This is a genomic window from Streptomyces sp. NPDC056222 (assembly GCF_042264065.1).
In the GTDB taxonomy this organism is placed as follows: domain Bacteria; phylum Actinomycetota; class Actinomycetes; order Streptomycetales; family Streptomycetaceae; genus Streptomyces.
In genome coordinates, this window is record NZ_JBHJTL010000044.1 from 22,420 (window position 1) to 38,832 (window position 16,413).

Consider the following 16,413-nt stretch of genomic DNA (forward strand, 5'->3'; position numbering starts at 1 on the left):
CCTAGCCCACGACCCGGGCCATCAGCAGCCCGTCGTACCCCCGCACACCCACCGTCTGGAACGCCGTCGCGTCCAACCGGGGCTCGCGCGAGATCAGTTCGAACATCGCGCGGGTGCCGGTGATCGCCGCGTCGTTCGGGTCCTCCTCGGCGACCTTCCCGCCGCGCACCACGTTGTCGACGACGATGACCGTGCCGGGGCGGGAGAGCCTCAGCGCCCACTCCACGTAGTGCGGATTGTTCGCCTTGTCGGCGTCGATGAAGACGAAGTCGAACGGGCCCGCGCCCTCCGCCTCCAGCTTCGGCAGGGTGTCCAGCGCCGCGCCCGTCCGGACCTCGACGATCGAGTCGAGGCCGGCGCGGGCGATGTTGGCGCGGGCCACCTCCGCGTGGGCCGGGTTGTACTCCAGGGTGATCATCCGGCCGTCGGCGGGCAACGCCCTGGCCATCCAGATGGTGCTGTAGGCGCCGAGCGTGCCGATTTCCAGAACCGTGCGCGCGCCCCGCGTCGCGACGAGCAGGTTCAGCAGCTTGCCCTGGTTGGGGGCGACGGCGATCTCGGGGAGCCCGGCGGCCGTCGAGTCGGCGAGCGTGGCGGCGAGCGCCTCGTCGGCCGGGGCGAGCAGGTCGGTGAAGTAGCGGTCTACGGCGGTCCATTGGTCGTTGGTCATGCGGCCGAACGTACCGCAGGGCGCCTGCGCCGGGCGCGTACCGCCACGGCCGTTCCGGCCGCCGCGAGCAGCACGCCGGAGACCGTCAGGAGCCAGACCGGGATCCCGTCGCCGACCGTGAGCAGCCGGCCGGTGTAGATCACCTCCCGGTACGGGGTGTCGGCGACCGTCCTCAGTTCGTGGTCGCCGTCGATCCGCGACGGTTCGGGGAACTCCTGGTCGAGGGCGGTCAGATAGACCGGGCGCCCGCCGGTGAGCGCCGCCACGGCGCCGTCCTTCTCCTCGATCCCGCCCGCGAAGGTCACCTCGGGCGGCGCTCCGCCGATGTCGTCGCGCGGCTCCATGCGATGGTCGGCGAGGACGTACAGGCCGAGGGACTGAGGGGTCTTCGCCAGGCGGGAGAGCCGCATGGGGTAGACGAGACGGTCGCTGGCGAAGGTGATCCTGAGCGGGGTGAGGTCGCCCCGGAGCGCCGTGCCGGTGGCGTCGGGCGCGAGGCGCACCGCGACGTACTCCCACTTCCGCTCGACGTACGGCCGCAGTTCGGTCGAGAGCCGGTCGGAGAGCTCGAAGCCGTTCTCCTCCAGCCAGCCGCTCAGCGCCTTCGGGTTGGTGGCGGTCAGCCGGGCCACGTCGAAGGGGCCGAGCCGCTCGCGCCCGACGACACCGACGTCGGCGCTGTTCCCGGGCATGGCGGCCCCGGCTCCGTCCGAGACGTTGTGGTCGAAGGGCCAGTCGCCGCCGCGCGGCCAGAAGTAGTACCGGTCCTTGCGCTCGGGCCGGGTGAGGTCCTCCAGGGCGTCGAAGAGCTCCGGGTCGCCCAGCGCGACGTCGGCCCGGCCGGGTACGGGCATGATCCAGGCGGCCCGTTCGGCGTTCCCGCGCACCGTGAAGCGCATGACGATCTGTTCCGTACGGCCGTCCCAGCGCACGGCCGAGGTCTCCCGGTCGACGCCGATGCGCTGGTTCCGGTCGGGGATCATCGCCCCGCAGCCGCACGCGTAGGCCGGTGCGATCAGTGTGCCGAGCTGGAGCGCGAGCAGCGCGACGATCATGGCCAGAATTCTCTGTGTCCCCCGCATGTGCGCTCAGACGCGGGGCGCGAGCTTCCGGTTCCGGGTGCCGCGGGGCCGAGGGAGGCGGGAGACGGGAGCCCCGGGCGTAGGGGGACGGGCTCCCGCCTTCCGGTCTGTCAGGAGCCGACCCGGACCTGCAACTCCTTGATCCCGTTCAGCCAGGCCGCGCGCAGCCGGCGCGGCTCGCCCGCGAGTGTCAGATCGGGCAGGACGTCCGCGAGCGCGTTGAAGATCAGGTCGATCTCGTTGATGGCGAGCGACTTGCCGAGGCAGAAGTGCGGGCCTCCGCCGCCGAAGCCGAGGTGCGGGTTCGGGTCGCGGGTGATGTCGAAGGTCTCGGGGTTCTCGAAGACCTCGGGGTCGTTGTTGGCGGACGAGTAGAAGAGCCCGACCCGGTCGCCCTTGCGGATCTTCTGGCCGCCGATCTCGGTGTCCTGGGTGGCCGTCCGCTGGAAGGAGACCACCGGGGTCGCCCAGCGCACGATCTCCTCTGCGGCGGTCGCCGGGCGCTCCTGCTTGTAGAGCTCCCACTGCTCGGGGTGGGTGAGGAAGGCGTACATGCCGTGGCTGATGGCGTTACGGGTGGTCTCGTTGCCGGCCACCGCCAGCAGCAGCACGAAGAAGCCGAACTCGTCCGAGGAGAGGTTGCCCTGGCCCTCGGCGGCGACGAGCTGGGTCACGATGTCCTTGGCCGGACACTCCTTGCGTTCGGCGGCCAGGTTCATCGAGTACCCGATGAGTTCCATGGCGGCCTCGGCGCCGATCTCCTCGGTGATGGCGTACTCGGGGTCGTCGTACGCGACCATCTTGTTCGACCAGTCGAAGATCCGGGCGCGGTCTTCCTGCGGTACGCCGATGAGTTCGGCGATCGCCTGGAGCGGCAGCTCGACGGCGACCTGGGTGACGAAGTCGAAGGAGCCGTCGGACGCGACGTTCCGCTTCGCCTCCTCGACGATCGCCCGGGCGCGCTCGCGCAGCGCCGTCTCCAGGGTGCGGATCGCGCGGGGTGTGAAGCCGCGCTGGACGATCTGGCGGACCCGGGTGTGCTCGGGCGGGTCCATGTTGAGCATGATCAGCTTCTGGACCTCGATCTGGTCCCGGGTGATGTGCTCGTTGAAGCGGATGACGGCCGTGTTCTCGGTGGAGGAGAACAGCTCGGGGTGGGTAGAGACGTACTTGACGTCCGCGTGCCGGGTGACGGCCCAGTAGCCCTCGTCGTCGAAGCCGGTGATGCCGCGCGGCTGGGGGCACCACCAGACGGGCGCGGTCTGTCGCAGCCGCGCGAACTCCGGGAAGGGGATGCGGCTCTGGAGCAGATCGGGGTCGGTGGCGTCGAACCCTTCGGGGAGGTGAGGGCAGGGCATCGGCAACACACTCCATGTCTGAGACACGCGTGCCTGACAGCATGTCTGACGGTCCATCAGAAGGTGACGGCAAGGTAGTAACGGGTTCTACAAGTCGCAAGGGATGCGACGGGAACTGTTGCCGGTAATCGGCGCACGCGGGTGCGTGCACAACCCTTGCGTACCGGCGGTAGCAGTCATAAGACTTCACTCAGAACTAGAACGCGTACTAGTTCCCCGTACCGCCCCCGTCGCGGAGTGCCGGGACACCCCGCCGGGCGAGGAGAGGACGAGCTCATGGCCGCGGAACCCGTCATCGTCGAAGCAGTACGCACCCCCATCGGCAAGCGCGGAGGCGCGCTCGCCAATCTGCACCCCGCCTACCTCCTGGGCGAGACCTACCGCGAACTCCTCGGGCGCACCGGTATCCACGCCGACTGCGTCGAGCAGATCGTCGGCGGTACCGTCACCCACGCCGGCGAGCAGTCCATGAACCCGGCGCGCAACGCCTGGCTCACCATGGGGCTTCCCTACGAGACGGCCGCCACCACCGTCGACTGTCAGTGCGGCTCCTCGCAGCAGGCGAGCCACATGGTCGCCAACATGATCGCCTCGGGCGTCATCGACATCGGCATCAGCTGTGGAGTCGAGGCCATGTCCCGCGTCCCGCTCGGCTCGGGGTCCAAGCACGGGCCCGGAAAGCCCTGGCCGGACGAGTGGAACGTCGACCTGCCCAATCAGTTCGAGGCCGCCGAGCGCATCGCCCGGCATCGCGGCCTCACCCGCGAACGGGTCGACGCCCTCGGCCTGCTCTCCCAGGAGCGGGCCGCGAACGCCTGGTCCGAGGAGCGGTTCAAGCGCGAGACCTTCGCCGTCCAGGTCCCGACGACCGAGGAGGAGCAGGCCGCCGGGCAGGGCATGTGGCGGCTCGTCGACCGCGACGAGGGGCTGCGCGACACCAGCATGGAGGCGCTCGCCCGGCTCAAGCCGGTCATGCCGACCGCCGTCCACACGGCGGGCAACTCCTCCCAGATCTCCGACGGCGCCTGCGCGCTGATGTGGGCCTCCAAGCGCATGGCCCGCGCCCTCAAGCTCAGGCCGCGTGCCCGGATCGTCGCCCAGGCCCTCGTCGGCTCCGACCCGCACTTCCATCTCGACGGGCCCATCGACGCCACCCGCGCCGTGCTCGGCAAGGCCGGGATGTCGTTGAAGGACATCGACGTCGTCGAGATCAACGAGGCCTTCGCCTCGGTCGTCCTGAGCTGGGCCCAGGTCTTCGACCAGGACCTCGACAAGGTCAACGTCAACGGTGGCGCCATCGCACTCGGTCACCCCGTCGGTGCGACCGGGGCGCGGCTGATCACCACGGCCCTGCACGAGCTGGAGCGTACGGACAAGGAATTCGCGCTGATCACGATGTGCGCCGGCGGGGCGCTGGCGACCGGCACGATCATCCAGCGGCTGTAGCGCGCGGAACGAACGGCTACGGGGCCGGGGGTCCGGTCGGGCGAGCCGCGCCCGAAACGCCGCAGGCCCCGCCCCTCCGTGAGGAGGGCGGGGCCTTGCGGGTGTGCGCGCGGCTGCGGGCGGCTGGGGGTGACTCTTAGTACCAGCCGTTGGCCTGCCAGAACGCCCAGGCGCCGTTCGGGCTGCCGTAGCGGTCGTTCATGTAGTCCAGGCCCCACTTGATCTGGGTGGCCGGGTTGGTCTTCCAGTCGGAACCGGCCGAGGACATCTTCGAGGCCGGCAGGGCCTGGACCAGGCCGTAGGCGCCGCTGGACGAGTTGGTGGCGGAGGGGTTCCAGCCGGACTCGTGCTCCACGATCTTGCTGAACGACGCGAACTGCGAAGCCGGAACGATCTGCTTGGCGATCGCCTTGGCGTCGCTGGGAGCGGCCGAGGCCGAAGCCGTCGTGCCCAGGACCGCACCCGAGGCGCCCAGCAGCACGGCTGCGGAGACGGCGAGGGTCTTCTTGCGGGAGTTGGCACGGGTGGCGATGGAGCGGAACAAAACGCGACCTAACGTCGGGGACATGGGGCGCGCCGGGCGTTTTCGGCAAGCCGGAACCAGAGCCCGGGGAACCCGGATCCTGTGGGGAATCGGCCTGTCCGAGGCGCTGCGCTGAGCGCTGCTGCCTGGCGACGTCCACCAGACAACCAGGGCAGGAACGCCGACGCAACGACCCCGAGTACGACGCGGAATCGGACCCGCGCCGAACGTCCCGGGGTGAGGACTGTGACGTTTTCGCAGCTCGCGGCAGGCTATGGGGTGATTTGGGAGGGTCTGAACCCTCTCCTACTCCGCTTCGTACGTGACGTAGGTCCTGTGGGGCGCCTCACCCCGAGGGGACCCTTCCGGGGCCTCGAATGTGACCTGGGCCTCGAAGTTCGCCCGCCGCGTGGCCCGCCGAAGCGCCCTGAGAAGCGTCCGGCCGACGGTCAGCGTGAGCACCACCGTGAGAGCGGCCCGGCCGAGGTCCCAGCCGAGGGAGGTGGCGAGGACGTACGCGAGGAAGCGGACCAGGTTCTCGTGGACCGGGTCGCCGGGGACGAAGGAGATACCCGTCCCGAGGCCACCCACGGTGACCCAGCCGTACAGATTGGTGACGGTGCCGTACGCGAACGCCGCGACGAACCCGTACGCCGACAGCATCAGCAGCTCGCCCCGGCCCCTGACCTTCTCCGGCCCCGGCAGCAGACCCGCGCCCATGGTGAACCAGCCCATCGCCAGCATCTGGACCGGCATCCATGGGCCCACACCGCCCGTGAGCAGGGCGGACGCGAACATCGTCACCGCGCCGAGGACGAAACCGAACCCCGGCCCGAGCACCCGGCCGCTCAGCACCATCAGGAAGAACATCGGCTCCAGGCCCGCCGTCCCCGCCCCGAGCGGGCGCAGCGCCGCGCCCACGGCGGCCAGCACACCCAGCATCGCGACCGCCTTCGCGTCCATCCCGCAGTCGGCGATCGTGGCGACCACCACCGCGATCAGGAGAGGGAGAAGGGCGGCGAAGAACCAGGGGGCGTCGGCGGCGTGCGTGGTCACGGCCGAGGAGGCGTCCGCGAAGAGGGGCCAGCCGATGGCGATCAACCCGATGACGGAGACCAGGACGAGGGCGGCGACCGAACGCGGACCGAGCCGAACGGGTCCTCGGGCGCTCACAGCGCCTCCCTGACCTGCTCGACCGTGAGCCACGGCTGCGGGGCGAGGATCTTGGCGACCTGAGGGGAGAAGGCGGGGGAGGAGACGACGACCTCGGCCGTCGGACCGTCCGCGACGACCTCGCCGCCCGCCAGGATCACCACCCGGTGCGCCAGCTCCGCGGCCAGCTCCACGTCGTGCGTGGCGAGCACGATGGCGTGTCCGTCGGCGGCCAGCGCGCGCAGGTGCGCGACGAGACGGGCCTTGGCCGCGTAGTCGAGACCGCGGGTCGGCTCGTCGAGGAGCAGGAGCGGGGGGCGCCCGGTGAGTACGACGGCCAGGGCGAGCGCGAGGCGCTGGCCCTCGGACAGGTCACGGGGGTGGGTGTCGTCCGCGACACCCGGCAGCAGCTCGGACACCAGGGCCCGGCAGGTCCCGGGCGCGGCGCCCGTGTCGGTGTCGGCGGCGGAGCATTCGGCGGCGACGGTGTCGGCGTACAGCAGATCGCGCGGCTCCTGCGGTACGAGCCCCACCTGCCGGATCAGCTCGTGGGGGTCGGTCCGGTGGGGGACGCGGCCGGAGACGAGAACGGCGCCGGAGGTGGGGGTGACGGTGCCGACGAGCGCGTTGAGCAGGGTGGACTTGCCGGCGCCGTTACGCCCCATGAGCGCGACGGTCTCGCCGGCCCGGACCTTCAGGTCGACCCGCCGAAGCGCCTCGACGCGCCCGCGCCGGACGCCGAGGGCGTCGACCTCGACGAGGTGGCCGGACACGGGGGTCCGGACGGCGGTGTCGCGCCGCCAGAGCCTGGAGATTCCCCCACCCCGGCCTCCTCCGGAGCTCCGCCCGGCAGGTCCTCCCGTCCCGGCGCCGTCCATGAGCGGCTCCGCCGCGGGCCGCCGGGGGCCGGTCGGCCCCGTGGGCGCGTCGGCGCCGGGCCCCGCGGGGGCCGTCTCCGTGAGCCGGGTCTCCAGGCGTTCGCGCAGGTCACCCGCCGCGCGGCGGGCGTCCCGCACCGTCAGGGGCAGCGGCGACCAGCCCGCCAGCCGACCCAGCGCCACCACCGGCGGGTGTACCGGCGAGATCGACATGATCTCGGCCGGTGGACCCATGGTGCCCTCCGGCAGGAGGATCACCTGGTCCGCGTACTGCACCACCCGCTCCAGGCGGTGCTCCGCCAGCAGGACCGTCGTGCCCAGGTCGTGCACCAGACGCTGGAGCACCGCCAGGACGTCCTCCGCCGCGGCCGGGTCCAGCGCGGACGTCGGCTCGTCGAGGACCAGGACCTCGGGGTGCGGGGTCAGCACGGAGCCGATGGCCACCCGTTGCTGCTGGCCGCCGGAGAGCGTGGCGATCGGACGGTCGCGGAGCTCCGCGAGGCCCAGCAGGTCCAGGGTCTCCTCGACCCGGCGCCGCATCACCTCGGGAGCGAGGCCCAGGGACTCCATCCCGTACGCCAGCTCGTCCTCGACCGTGTCCGTGACGAAGTGCGCGAGCGGGTCCTGGCCCACGGTGCCGACCACGTCCGCCAGTTCGCGGGGCCGGTGCGTCCGGGTGTCCCGGCCCGCGACCGTGACGCGGCCGGTCAGCGTGCCGCCCGTGAAGTGCGGCACGAGCCCCGACACCGCGCCGAGCAGCGTCGACTTGCCGACCCCCGACGGGCCCACCAGCAGGACCAGTTCGCCCTCCGGGACCGTCAGGTCCAGGTCACGCAGCGTGGGCTCCGACTCCTCCCCGTACCGCACCGAGACGTTCTCGAACCGGATCACGAAGACTCCTCGGAGACGGGCACAGGGGCCACGAACGCGGGCACCAGGCCCACCAGGATCGACAGCGCGGGCCACACCGGAAGCTCCGGTGCGACGAGCGGGACGACGCCGGGATGCAGCGCCTCGTACGCGTAGACGTTCGCCCAGATCATCAGCGCCGCCACCGCCACCCCCGAACCGGCGACCAGCCACGCCCGCACCCCCCACCGGTCCGGCCGGTACCGGGTCCGTACCGTCCTGCGCCCGCCGAGCCGGAGCCCGGCCATGGCGGCGACGAGACCGGCGACGACCAACGGCAGCCCGTACCCCGCGCCCTGCGCCGCCAGCAGACCGTACGAACCGGCGCACACCCCCAGCAGCCCGCCGAGCGTCAGGACGTTCGTGGTCCGCCGTACGGCCGCCGGCACCTGCGCCGTACGCCCGTAGCCGCGCGCGTCCATCGAAGCGGCCACCGCGATCGACCGCTCCAGCGCGCCCTCCAGCACCGGCAGCCCGATCTGGAGCACCGCGCGCACCCCGCCGGTCGGCCGCCCTCGCAGCCGCCGGGCCGTCCGCAGCCGCATCACGTCCGCGACCAGGTTCGGCGCGAAGGTCATCGCCACGACGACGGCGACCCCGGCCTCGTACAGCGCCCCCGGCAGCGACTTGAGCAGCCGCGCCGGGTTGGCGAGCGCGTTCGCCGCGCCCACACAGATCAGCAGGGTCGCCAGCTTCGCCCCGTCGTACACCGCGAAGACGACCTGCTCCGCCGTCACCCGGCCACCGATCCGCACGCCCTGCGCCCAGTCCGGCATCGGCACCTCGGGCAGGGTGAACAGCTCGTACGTTCCCGGGATCGCCGATCCGAGCACGATCGAGAACACCACCCGCAGGGCCACGACGAACAGGCCCAGCTTCACGAACGCCCCGTACGAGCGCGCCCAGGGGGCGTCCGTACGCCGGGCCGCGACGACATAACCCGCGACCGCGACGATCAGGCCGAGGAGGAGCGGGTTGGTGGTACGGGAGGCGGCCACCGCGAGCCCCAGCGCCCAGAGCCACCAGGCACCGGCGTGCAAGGCGTTGGAGCGGTTCGCCTCGGGGGCACGGATCATGCGCGGCGGCGTGCCTTCCAGATCGCGGCTCCGCCGAGCGCGAGTACGGCAGCCCCGCCCACGACGATCCCGGCGGAGGGACCGCCGTCGTCGCCGTCCTGCCGGGCGGCCGACGACGTGGGATTCGCGGTGGTCGTCCCCGCCGGGGACGACGGCTTCGTCTCCGCCACCTGCTCGCCGCAGCCCTTCGCCGGGTACCCGGCGATCCCGCAGAGCAGGGCCGCGCTGTCGTACCGCAGCGGCTTCACCACGGCGGCCAGCGCCTCCGCGCCCGTCGCGTCCTCACGGACCTGCGCGCAGCCGACCTTCATCCGCCGGGCCGGCGGGGTCTCGCCGGGCGGGGCGTCCTCGGGTCCGCCGAAGTCGACGACGACCGCGACCCGCTTGGTGTCCGCCTTCTCCTCGACACCGGCGCAGATCGTCGTGAAGGAGGGGGCTGCGGAGGGCCGGGAGGAGTCACTGGTGTCGTTGCTGAGGGCGAAGCGGAAGCCGATCGCGTCCCCGTCCCCGGGACGGGCGGTCGCCGGACCCTGCGTCGCGTACGTCCACGTCCCGCCGCCGTCGCCCTCCCAGAAGGACCAGTACCGGTATCCCGCGGCCTGCGCGGGAGCGGCGGCGGCCAGCGTCAGTACGACACCGGCCGCCGCTCCGGCCGCGCCCCGGACCGCGCGGCGGCCGGCGGCCCCGGCCACGGCGCCGGTAGCCCGGGGCGTCCAGAGCCGGGGTGTCCTCACTTCTTGCGCCCGCTGAGCAGGAAGCCGATGCCGACGCCGACCACCATGCCGATGCCGATGATCCACCACAGGTCGAAGGAGCCGGAGTCCCCGTCGCCCTCGCCCGGCGACGCGCTCGGGGACGGCGTGCTCTGAGGCGCGGGGCCGGTGGCGTTCAGCTCCTTGACGAGGTCGGTCGAGCCGAAGGCGCGCGGGTCGACACCCATCGCGTTCGAGGCGAAGACCAGCTGCGCCCAGGCGGCGGGGCCGCTCTCCCTGGCCCAGGCCGCGGAGTTCTGCTGTAGCCAGATCAGCGCCCCGGTCGCCTCCTTGGTGGCACCGGTGGCGGCGAGCGCGACGACGGCGTCGGCGGTGTTGCCGAAGTCGGGCAGCTCGGTCGGGTCGGTGGCGCCGGGCATCGGCGGGGTGTTCAGGTGACCGGTCTTCGCGAGCGCGCCGGCCAGGTAGGAGGCGCCGTTGAGCGCGGCCCGCTCGGCGGTGGGCTTCGGCAGGTCCTTGCAGGTCGGGGACTGCTCGGGCTTCACCCCGCCGGCCGTGATGCCCTTGCCGAGCCCGGCGATGGTGGCGGCCGCGGTGGCGTCGGCGTTCGCGAACAGCCGCCCGTCCTTGTCCGGCTGGTACGCGAAGGCGCCCGGGCCGTCCTTCGTGGAGCACGGGGTGGCGAAGGTGAGCAGCGCGTCGTACGGCGTCCGGCCCTCGGCCGACTTCACCTCGCCGGGCTTGTCGCCCAGGGCGGCGAGCGCGCTGACCACGATGGAGGTCGAGTTGGCGTCGCTGGGGCTGCCGGGGTTGTAGCCCCAGCCGCCGTCCTTGTTCTGTATGCCCTTCAGCCAGCCGGAGCCCGCCTTGACGGCCTTGGACACCGCCTCGGGGTCGGCGCTCTGCTTCTGCACGGCGGCGAGGGCGTGGAGGGCGACGGCGGTGGCGTTGGTGTCCAGCATCGTGGCCGGGGTGCACGGCTTGGCGGGGTCCGGCCGGTACGAGGAGAACGCGCCGCTCTCGCACTGCTGTCCCTTCAGCCAGGTCACGGCCTGTTCGGCGGGCTGCACACCGCTGATCCGCTGCGCGACGAAGGCGACCGACTGGCGCCAGACACCGTCGTACGTCGGGTCCTTCGTGCCGTAGAGACCGGCGGGGATCACCGGTGCGGGCGTGGGGGTCGGAGAGGGCGCGGCGGACGCGGCGGGGGCCAGCGCGGTGCAGAGCACGGCGACGGTGGCGAACGCGGCGGCGCCGCGGCGGACGGTGGTCATGCGTGCTGGCCTCTCCTGCGGCCGGGCACCGGCACGCACAAGGCACCAGGCTCGGCTCCGTATTCCTCGACGGTGCCGGCGGTCACGTCCCGACGGGGCATTCCGACTCACCGTCGACGGCTAGAGGGCGACGGTTCACGGTTGCGGGTCAGTGCCGGAATTGCACCGGCTTCCCCCCGTACGGGCATGATGACGACTCGCACACTCTACCGGCCCGTACCCCTTGCGACCGGCGGGTGCGAGGCGCCTCACACACAGCCCGCACGGGGTACCGGACGCTGTGCCATGCTGACTGCTGCTCACGTGACCGCTGTTCACGTGTGCGACGTGGACGGCATCTCACGGGGGTGTGCTGAATGCGGCCGTTGACCGAGACCGATCCGCGCCGGGTCGGCGCGTACCGCTTGCTGTACCGCCTGGGGGAAGGCGGCATGGGCTGCGTCTACCTGGGCCGCTCGCCGGGCGGGCGGACGGTCGCCCTCAAGGTCGTCCATGGCGCGCTGGCCGGCGACTCCGGCTTTCGCCGGCGGTTCGCCCGCGAGGTCAGGGCCGCCCAGTCGTTACGGGGAGCGGGGACGGTGCCCGTCCTGGACGCCGACCCCGAGGCGACGGTGCCCTGGCTGGCCACCGCGTACGTTCCCGGGCCCGCGCTCTCCGAGGCCGTGATCGCGTACGGGCCGCTGCCCCAGGACGCCTTGTGGCGACTTCTCTCCGGGCTCGCCCACGCCCTCGACGGTGTGCACCGCGCGGGCCTGGTGCACCGGGACGTCAAACCGTCCAATGTCCTGCTCTCGCAGTCCGGACCCCTGCTCATCGACTTCGGCATCGCGCGCTCGGCCGACGAGACGGCGCTGACCGGGACCGGTCTCGTGGTCGGCTCGCCCGGTTACATGTCGCCCGAGCAGGCGGAGGGCAGGACGATCGGCTCGGCCGCGGACGTCTTCTCCCTCGGCGCGGTCCTCGCCTTCGCAGCGACGGGGCGCGGGCCGTTCGGCGGAGGGTCGGTGGCCGAGCTGCTCTACCGGCTCGTGCACCACGAGCCGGACCTCGACGGGGTCGAGGGCCGCTTCGGTGAGCTCGCGAGGGACTGTCTGGCCAAGCGGCCCGAGGACCGTCCGACGGTCGCCGAGCTCGCCGCCGTCGCCGACGGGCATCGCGCCGGGCACGGATCATGGTTGCCTGCGCCGGTCGTCGCCGCCATCGCGCAGAAGGCGGAGGAGCTGCTCAACGCGGAGGCGGAGGAGGAGGCCGAGGCGGAACCGCTGACGGCGGCCGAGGTGCCGACGGCCGCGTCGGCGGAGGCGGTCGTGGAGGGGGCGGAGGCGGCCGTGGACGCGGCCGAGTCGGTCACCACCGTCCTGCCCCCGCACACCCCGCCTCCCACGGCGGTCCTGCCGGGGCGTGCCAGGACCGGGACCGGGACGGCGAGGGTGCCGCGCGCCCGGGCCGAGTCGGGCCGCCCGCTCGCCCGTGTGCGCGCCGTCAAGGCGCTGACGTCAGGGCTCGGCAGACCGCTGTACGGACTGTTCTTCCTGGTACCGATGTTCGCGTTCCTCGTCGGCGGGGTCGACCTCATGGACCGCGCGGTCCGGTACCCGTCGCTCTCGGACCAGCAGCAGGGCCCCTACCAGTGGGCGCTGAACGACTGGTGGCGCGTCCCCGGCACGCTGCTCCTGTTCGCGGCGATGGTGGGGCTCCACCTCTACCGGCGGCGTCTGGTGACCGTTCCGCCCGGCAGGGTCCGGCTGTGGGCGGCCGGGGTCGGCGTCTACTGGATCGCGCTGTGCGTCGTGAGCGTCCTGCACGTGCTCTGGTTCATCTTCGTGTACAACGGCGCGGACTACGACGGCGGAGAGCCCTTCCTGATGTGGGTGGCTGTTCCCATGATCATCCTCGGCGGCGGCACCGCTCCGCTGATCCTGGTGATGTCCTGCGTCCGGATCGCCAGGGCCTGATCCCGCCGCCGCGCCGCCGCGCTGAGCCCGCCGCCGCGCTGAGCCCGCCGCCGCGTCAGACCGCCACGTACGCCACCGGGTCGGTGCCCTCGACGGCCTCCGCGCGGCCCAGCTTCACCAGGCGTCGCACATGGGCCTCGGCCTCGCTGACCGCGATGTTCCTGGAGCCGTACGGGATCTGCTCCCAGGGCCTGTTCCACTCCATGCGCTCTGCGAGCTGCCACGGCGTGAGCGGGGTCGCCAGCAGGCCGAGGAGGCCGGTCAGCCGCTCCTCGTGGTGGTCGAGCAGCTCCCGTACCCGGCCGGCCGCGCCCGCGAAGGCGTACTGGTGGGCGGGGAGCACCTCGGCGACGCCGAGCCTCCCGATCCGCTCCAGCGAATCCAGGTAGTCGCCGAGGGGGTCGGTGACGGTGGCGTCGTCCGGGTCCTCGTACAGGCCGATGTGCGGGGAGATCCCGGGCAGGAGATGGTCGCCGGAGAAGAGCCGGCCATGGCCGGGCAGCCGCGCGGGGTGCTCCTCCTCCAGGTGGAGGCAGACATGGCCGGGGGTGTGGCCGGGGGTCCAGATCGCGCGCAGCCGCCGCCCGGCGAGGTCGAGGAGCTCGCCGGGGACGATCTCGCGGTCGGGCACGGCCGAGCGGAGCCCGGGAAGCGTCCGGGTCCTGCCGCCCGAGGAGCGGGCGGCGAGGAGGGGGGCGATGTGTTCCTCGGGGGCGCCGACGGTGGTCAGTTTGCGGGTGAGGTACTCGAGCCAGGTGGCGGGCTCGGACTCGCGGGTGCGGCGGACGACCGCGGTGTCGGCGGCGTGCATCGCGATCCAGGCGCCGGACGCCTCGCGGACCTGCCCGGACAGACCGTGGTGGTCGGGGTGGTGGTGGGTGATGACCACCCCGTGGACGTCCTGTACGGAGGTGCCCAACGCGGTGAGCCCGTCGGACAGTTCGGTCCAGGAGGCGGGGTCGTCCCAGCCGGTGTCGATCAGCACGGGGCCGCGGTCGGTGTCGAGGACGTGGACCAGGGTGTGACCGAGCGGGTTGTCGGGGATGGGGACCTGGATCGACCAGACGCCTCCGCCGTGTTCGGTCACCTGGCTCATGGGCCCTCATCTCTTCGCGACGGCAAGGCGCTTGCTCGACCATTGCCCACTATAACGAGAACTGACGATCCGTCAGAGTGGCTTGCGTCGCATCGGTCCCGACCCGTCTCCGACCTGCGATCGGGCCGTCGTGGTTGGTCGTCGCCGGCAGGCGTGGGGCACCCTCGTGCGATCCATGGCGGCCCGGCGCATCCCGCGAGGAGCAGGTGATGACGCGGATCGGTGATCGGGTGGCCGGAAGGGCGCGCCCGTAGGATCGGCGAATGTCCTCAACGGCTTCTTCCCCGCTGGTACTTCGCGGTCGCTCCGGGCGGAGCGTCCGCCTGCGGAACGGTGAACTGCTGCTGGAGTCACGGCGGGAACTCCGGCGCATACCGGTGGCGGCGATCGAGCGTGTGGAGGTGTGTGGCCGCGGCGGGCGCAGGCTGGCCGTCGTGCTCACGGGGTCGGGGGACGGGGCGGCGGAGACGTATCTGCTGGCTTCCCGAAGTTCGGTTGCCGTGGCGCGGTTCGTCGCCGTGCTGAACGAGGCTCTGCCGGTGCGGGACGCGGACGAGCTCCGAACCCCCGGCTCCCTCGGGGTGACCGCGGAGCGGCGGGAGCGGCCGTGGTGGTCACGGGTGCGTGAGGTCCGGCCCGGGACCGCGGTGGCAGTCGCGTTCTGCGTCGTGCTGGCGGTTCTGCTGATCGCCGGGGCGTGGGCAGGGGCGCTGTGCTGGATCTTCGTCCCGATGCTGACCGGCGCCGGAGTCTCGCTCGCCGGCCTGGGGTGGAAGCCCGCTCGGGAGGGCTGGGTCCTGGTGACCCGGGGGATCACGGTGGACGGGTACCGGAAGAACTCGGGCTCCGTCGACGGGGGCGATCCCGACGCCCTGTACGTCTATCTGTTCAGCGACGCCGACGGGGTGCCGCGCGGCTACCGAGGGTCCAACGGCGGCCGCGACGAGGAGGAGATCACCTACGATCCGCGAGACCCGGGCGTCTGCCAGCTACGACGGCGAACGGTGGCCCAGCTCCTGGTCGGCGCACTGGTCCTCCTCGTCCTGGCCCTCCCCCTGCTGGCCGCCGGCGCGGCCCTCGGCCTGCTGACGTTCGTCGACCTGCTCGGCTCCTGACCGTCCTTCGGCGCCCGGTACGGCGCGAGCCCCTTCGAGGAGCTGACGCCAGGCACTTCCACGCCGCGGTCCTGGATCGGGTGGAAACGCCGCCCGATCACTGTCTTGATGCCCGCCGGCGTCCACAGTCGGCCAGCCCAGCCGTGCGCGGCTGCCCCTTTGGCCAGTTCCGCCTCCAACTGTGCGAACTACAGGCCCCTGCGACCGCAAAGCCCGCAGACTGCCTTCGTTCCGCGTCCGCCGCCATCGCTGCATCGACCGGGCGCTGACCCTCAGGTCCTCGGCGATCACCGCACACGCCTCCCCGCGAGCGCGAACCGCCGCCTGGAGCCGTAACCCTTCACGGAACTCCTGACGTCCGGCGGTCAGCCCGCCCCTTGTGGATACCGCATATCCCGCTGAGACACCACGAGTTCAACGTCAGTAGTTCTGTTGACCCGGAAACAATCATTGAGGGCTGCTGCGGGTGCACCTTCCGAGGAGTAGGCGGATTATGGAGTGGCCAGGTTGAGCGGCGGAACGAGGTGATGGGAGCGGGGCATGAGTGACACGCAGCATCGCGTTCTCCAATTCTCGAGCGCGATCATTGCATTGCTGGCCCTGACCCTATCTGTAATCGCATTCTTCAAGCAGAACTCCTCGGACGATCGGCAGAGCAAGCTGTCCGAGCGTCAGACGGTGCTGGCGGAGAAGCAGGCGAGCTTGAAGGAGCGGCAAGACGCACTGGCGGAGGAGATACCGAGGGTTTCCTACTTCTTGGACCCTGAGGACGGTTTTCTCTTCATCATGAACAAGGACAAAGATGCCATAACCGGCTTCTATGTCGAGATCGACACCCAGGCAGGTGGCGAGCGCGGGAAGCTGGACTACCTTCCTCCATGCATGAGAACCGAGATCAAATTCAATCCGGAACTTGTACGGCTCTTTCAGGCTGACCGTGAATGGACCGTTCATTTCAAGTCGGGGGGTAGTTGGTGGTCATGGGACAAGGACTACCGGGTGATCAAGCTCTCTGAAGAGCCCCCCGAGCGGGAATCGACGCTGCAATGGTCTGGGTTCGGATTCGTGGCTGAGGCAACCTGTGAGAGTTGAACGGGAGCCCGGGTTCACCTCGCCCCGCTGCATGTGGGGCGCTCCCGGCGGAGGGGCAGTAGCTGGTCGGCACT

At 71.8% G+C, this 16,413-nt stretch carries 14 protein-coding genes and 1 riboswitch; of the genes, 4 read left to right on the plus strand and 10 right to left on the minus strand.

Going from position 1 to position 16,413, the window contains the following annotated elements; translation table 11 throughout:
* Position 1: 1 nt before the first annotated feature.
* From ACFC0D_RS21240 to ACFC0D_RS21250, 3 genes are all read right to left on the minus strand, one after another.
* Complete coding sequence (locus ACFC0D_RS21240; protein WP_376438056.1) at positions 2 to 670, minus strand: O-methyltransferase; 669 nt, start codon at positions 668 to 670, stop codon at positions 2 to 4.
* Positions 667 to 1,725: a DUF2330 domain-containing protein gene (locus tag ACFC0D_RS21245; protein ID WP_376438058.1), complete on the minus strand. Its 1,059-nt coding sequence runs from the start codon at positions 1,723 to 1,725 to the stop codon at positions 667 to 669. The genes ACFC0D_RS21240 and ACFC0D_RS21245 overlap by 4 nt, the downstream gene beginning before the upstream one ends.
* Before the next feature lie 137 nt (positions 1,726 to 1,862).
* A complete protein-coding gene (locus ACFC0D_RS21250) occupies positions 1,863 to 3,110 on the minus strand; it encodes a cytochrome P450 (protein WP_376438060.1) in 1,248 nt (415 codons plus the stop codon).
* Between the two features lie 276 nt (positions 3,111 to 3,386).
* Here ACFC0D_RS21250 and ACFC0D_RS21255 point away from each other — a divergent pair, with 276 nt between their 5' ends.
* Positions 3,387 to 4,556 carry a steroid 3-ketoacyl-CoA thiolase gene (locus tag ACFC0D_RS21255; RefSeq protein WP_376438063.1) on the plus strand — a complete coding sequence of 390 codons (1,170 nt, stop codon included), beginning with the start codon at positions 3,387 to 3,389 and terminating at the stop codon, positions 4,554 to 4,556.
* A 136-nt stretch (positions 4,557 to 4,692) separates the two neighbouring features.
* Here ACFC0D_RS21255 and ACFC0D_RS21260 read toward each other — a convergent pair whose 3' ends face one another.
* The 6 genes from ACFC0D_RS21260 to ACFC0D_RS21285 all read right to left on the minus strand — a co-directional run bounded on the left by ACFC0D_RS21260 (position 4,693) and on the right by ACFC0D_RS21285 (position 11,081).
* On the minus strand, positions 4,693 to 5,100 hold the full coding sequence (locus ACFC0D_RS21260; protein ID WP_352188225.1) for a transglycosylase SLT domain-containing protein: 408 nt from the start codon (positions 5,098 to 5,100) through the stop codon (positions 4,693 to 4,695).
* A gap of 285 nt (positions 5,101 to 5,385) precedes the next feature.
* The gene (locus tag ACFC0D_RS21265) at positions 5,386 to 6,252 is read right to left on the minus strand and encodes an ECF transporter S component (RefSeq protein WP_376438065.1); all 867 of its coding nucleotides are present in this window, start codon (positions 6,250 to 6,252) and stop codon (positions 5,386 to 5,388) included.
* Positions 6,249 to 8,000, minus strand: a complete 1,752-nt coding sequence (locus ACFC0D_RS21270; RefSeq protein WP_376438067.1) for an ABC transporter ATP-binding protein — start codon at positions 7,998 to 8,000, stop codon at positions 6,249 to 6,251. The genes ACFC0D_RS21265 and ACFC0D_RS21270 overlap by 4 nt, the downstream gene beginning before the upstream one ends.
* Positions 7,997 to 9,094 carry an energy-coupling factor transporter transmembrane component T gene (locus ACFC0D_RS21275; protein ID WP_376438069.1) on the minus strand — a complete coding sequence of 366 codons (1,098 nt, stop codon included), beginning with the start codon at positions 9,092 to 9,094 and terminating at the stop codon, positions 7,997 to 7,999. Before ACFC0D_RS21275 ends, ACFC0D_RS21270 begins: the two co-directional genes overlap by 4 nt.
* Complete coding sequence (locus ACFC0D_RS21280) at positions 9,091 to 9,828, minus strand: SCO2322 family protein (protein ID WP_376438071.1); 738 nt, start codon at positions 9,826 to 9,828, stop codon at positions 9,091 to 9,093. Before ACFC0D_RS21280 ends, ACFC0D_RS21275 begins: the two co-directional genes overlap by 4 nt.
* Entirely contained in the window at positions 9,825 to 11,081 is a 1,257-nt protein-coding gene (locus ACFC0D_RS21285; protein ID WP_376438073.1) for a prenyltransferase/squalene oxidase repeat-containing protein, read from the minus strand. The genes ACFC0D_RS21280 and ACFC0D_RS21285 overlap by 4 nt, the downstream gene beginning before the upstream one ends.
* Before the next feature lie 95 nt (positions 11,082 to 11,176).
* A riboswitch (cobalamin riboswitch) is annotated at positions 11,177 to 11,257 on the minus strand.
* Positions 11,258 to 11,446: 189 nt separating this feature from the next.
* Here ACFC0D_RS21285 and ACFC0D_RS21290 point away from each other — a divergent pair.
* Positions 11,447 to 13,036 carry a serine/threonine-protein kinase gene (locus ACFC0D_RS21290; protein WP_376438075.1) on the plus strand — a complete coding sequence of 530 codons (1,590 nt, stop codon included), beginning with the start codon at positions 11,447 to 11,449 and terminating at the stop codon, positions 13,034 to 13,036.
* 55 nt (positions 13,037 to 13,091) lie between these two features.
* On the opposite strand, the gene ACFC0D_RS21295 is transcribed toward ACFC0D_RS21290, so the two are convergent.
* Positions 13,092 to 14,132: an MBL fold metallo-hydrolase gene (locus ACFC0D_RS21295; RefSeq protein ID WP_376438077.1), complete on the minus strand. Its 1,041-nt coding sequence runs from the start codon at positions 14,130 to 14,132 to the stop codon at positions 13,092 to 13,094.
* Positions 14,133 to 14,395: 263 nt separating this feature from the next.
* On the opposite strand from ACFC0D_RS21295, the gene ACFC0D_RS21300 reads away from it, so the two are divergent.
* Together ACFC0D_RS21300 and ACFC0D_RS21305 are read left to right on the plus strand one after the other, a co-directional pair.
* The gene (locus ACFC0D_RS21300; RefSeq protein ID WP_376438079.1) at positions 14,396 to 15,247 is read left to right on the plus strand and encodes a hypothetical protein; all 852 of its coding nucleotides are present in this window, start codon (positions 14,396 to 14,398) and stop codon (positions 15,245 to 15,247) included.
* 540 nt (positions 15,248 to 15,787) lie between these two features.
* On the plus strand, positions 15,788 to 16,339 hold the full coding sequence (locus ACFC0D_RS21305; protein ID WP_376438081.1) for a hypothetical protein: 552 nt from the start codon (positions 15,788 to 15,790) through the stop codon (positions 16,337 to 16,339).
* The last annotated feature ends 74 nt before the right edge of the window (positions 16,340 to 16,413 follow it).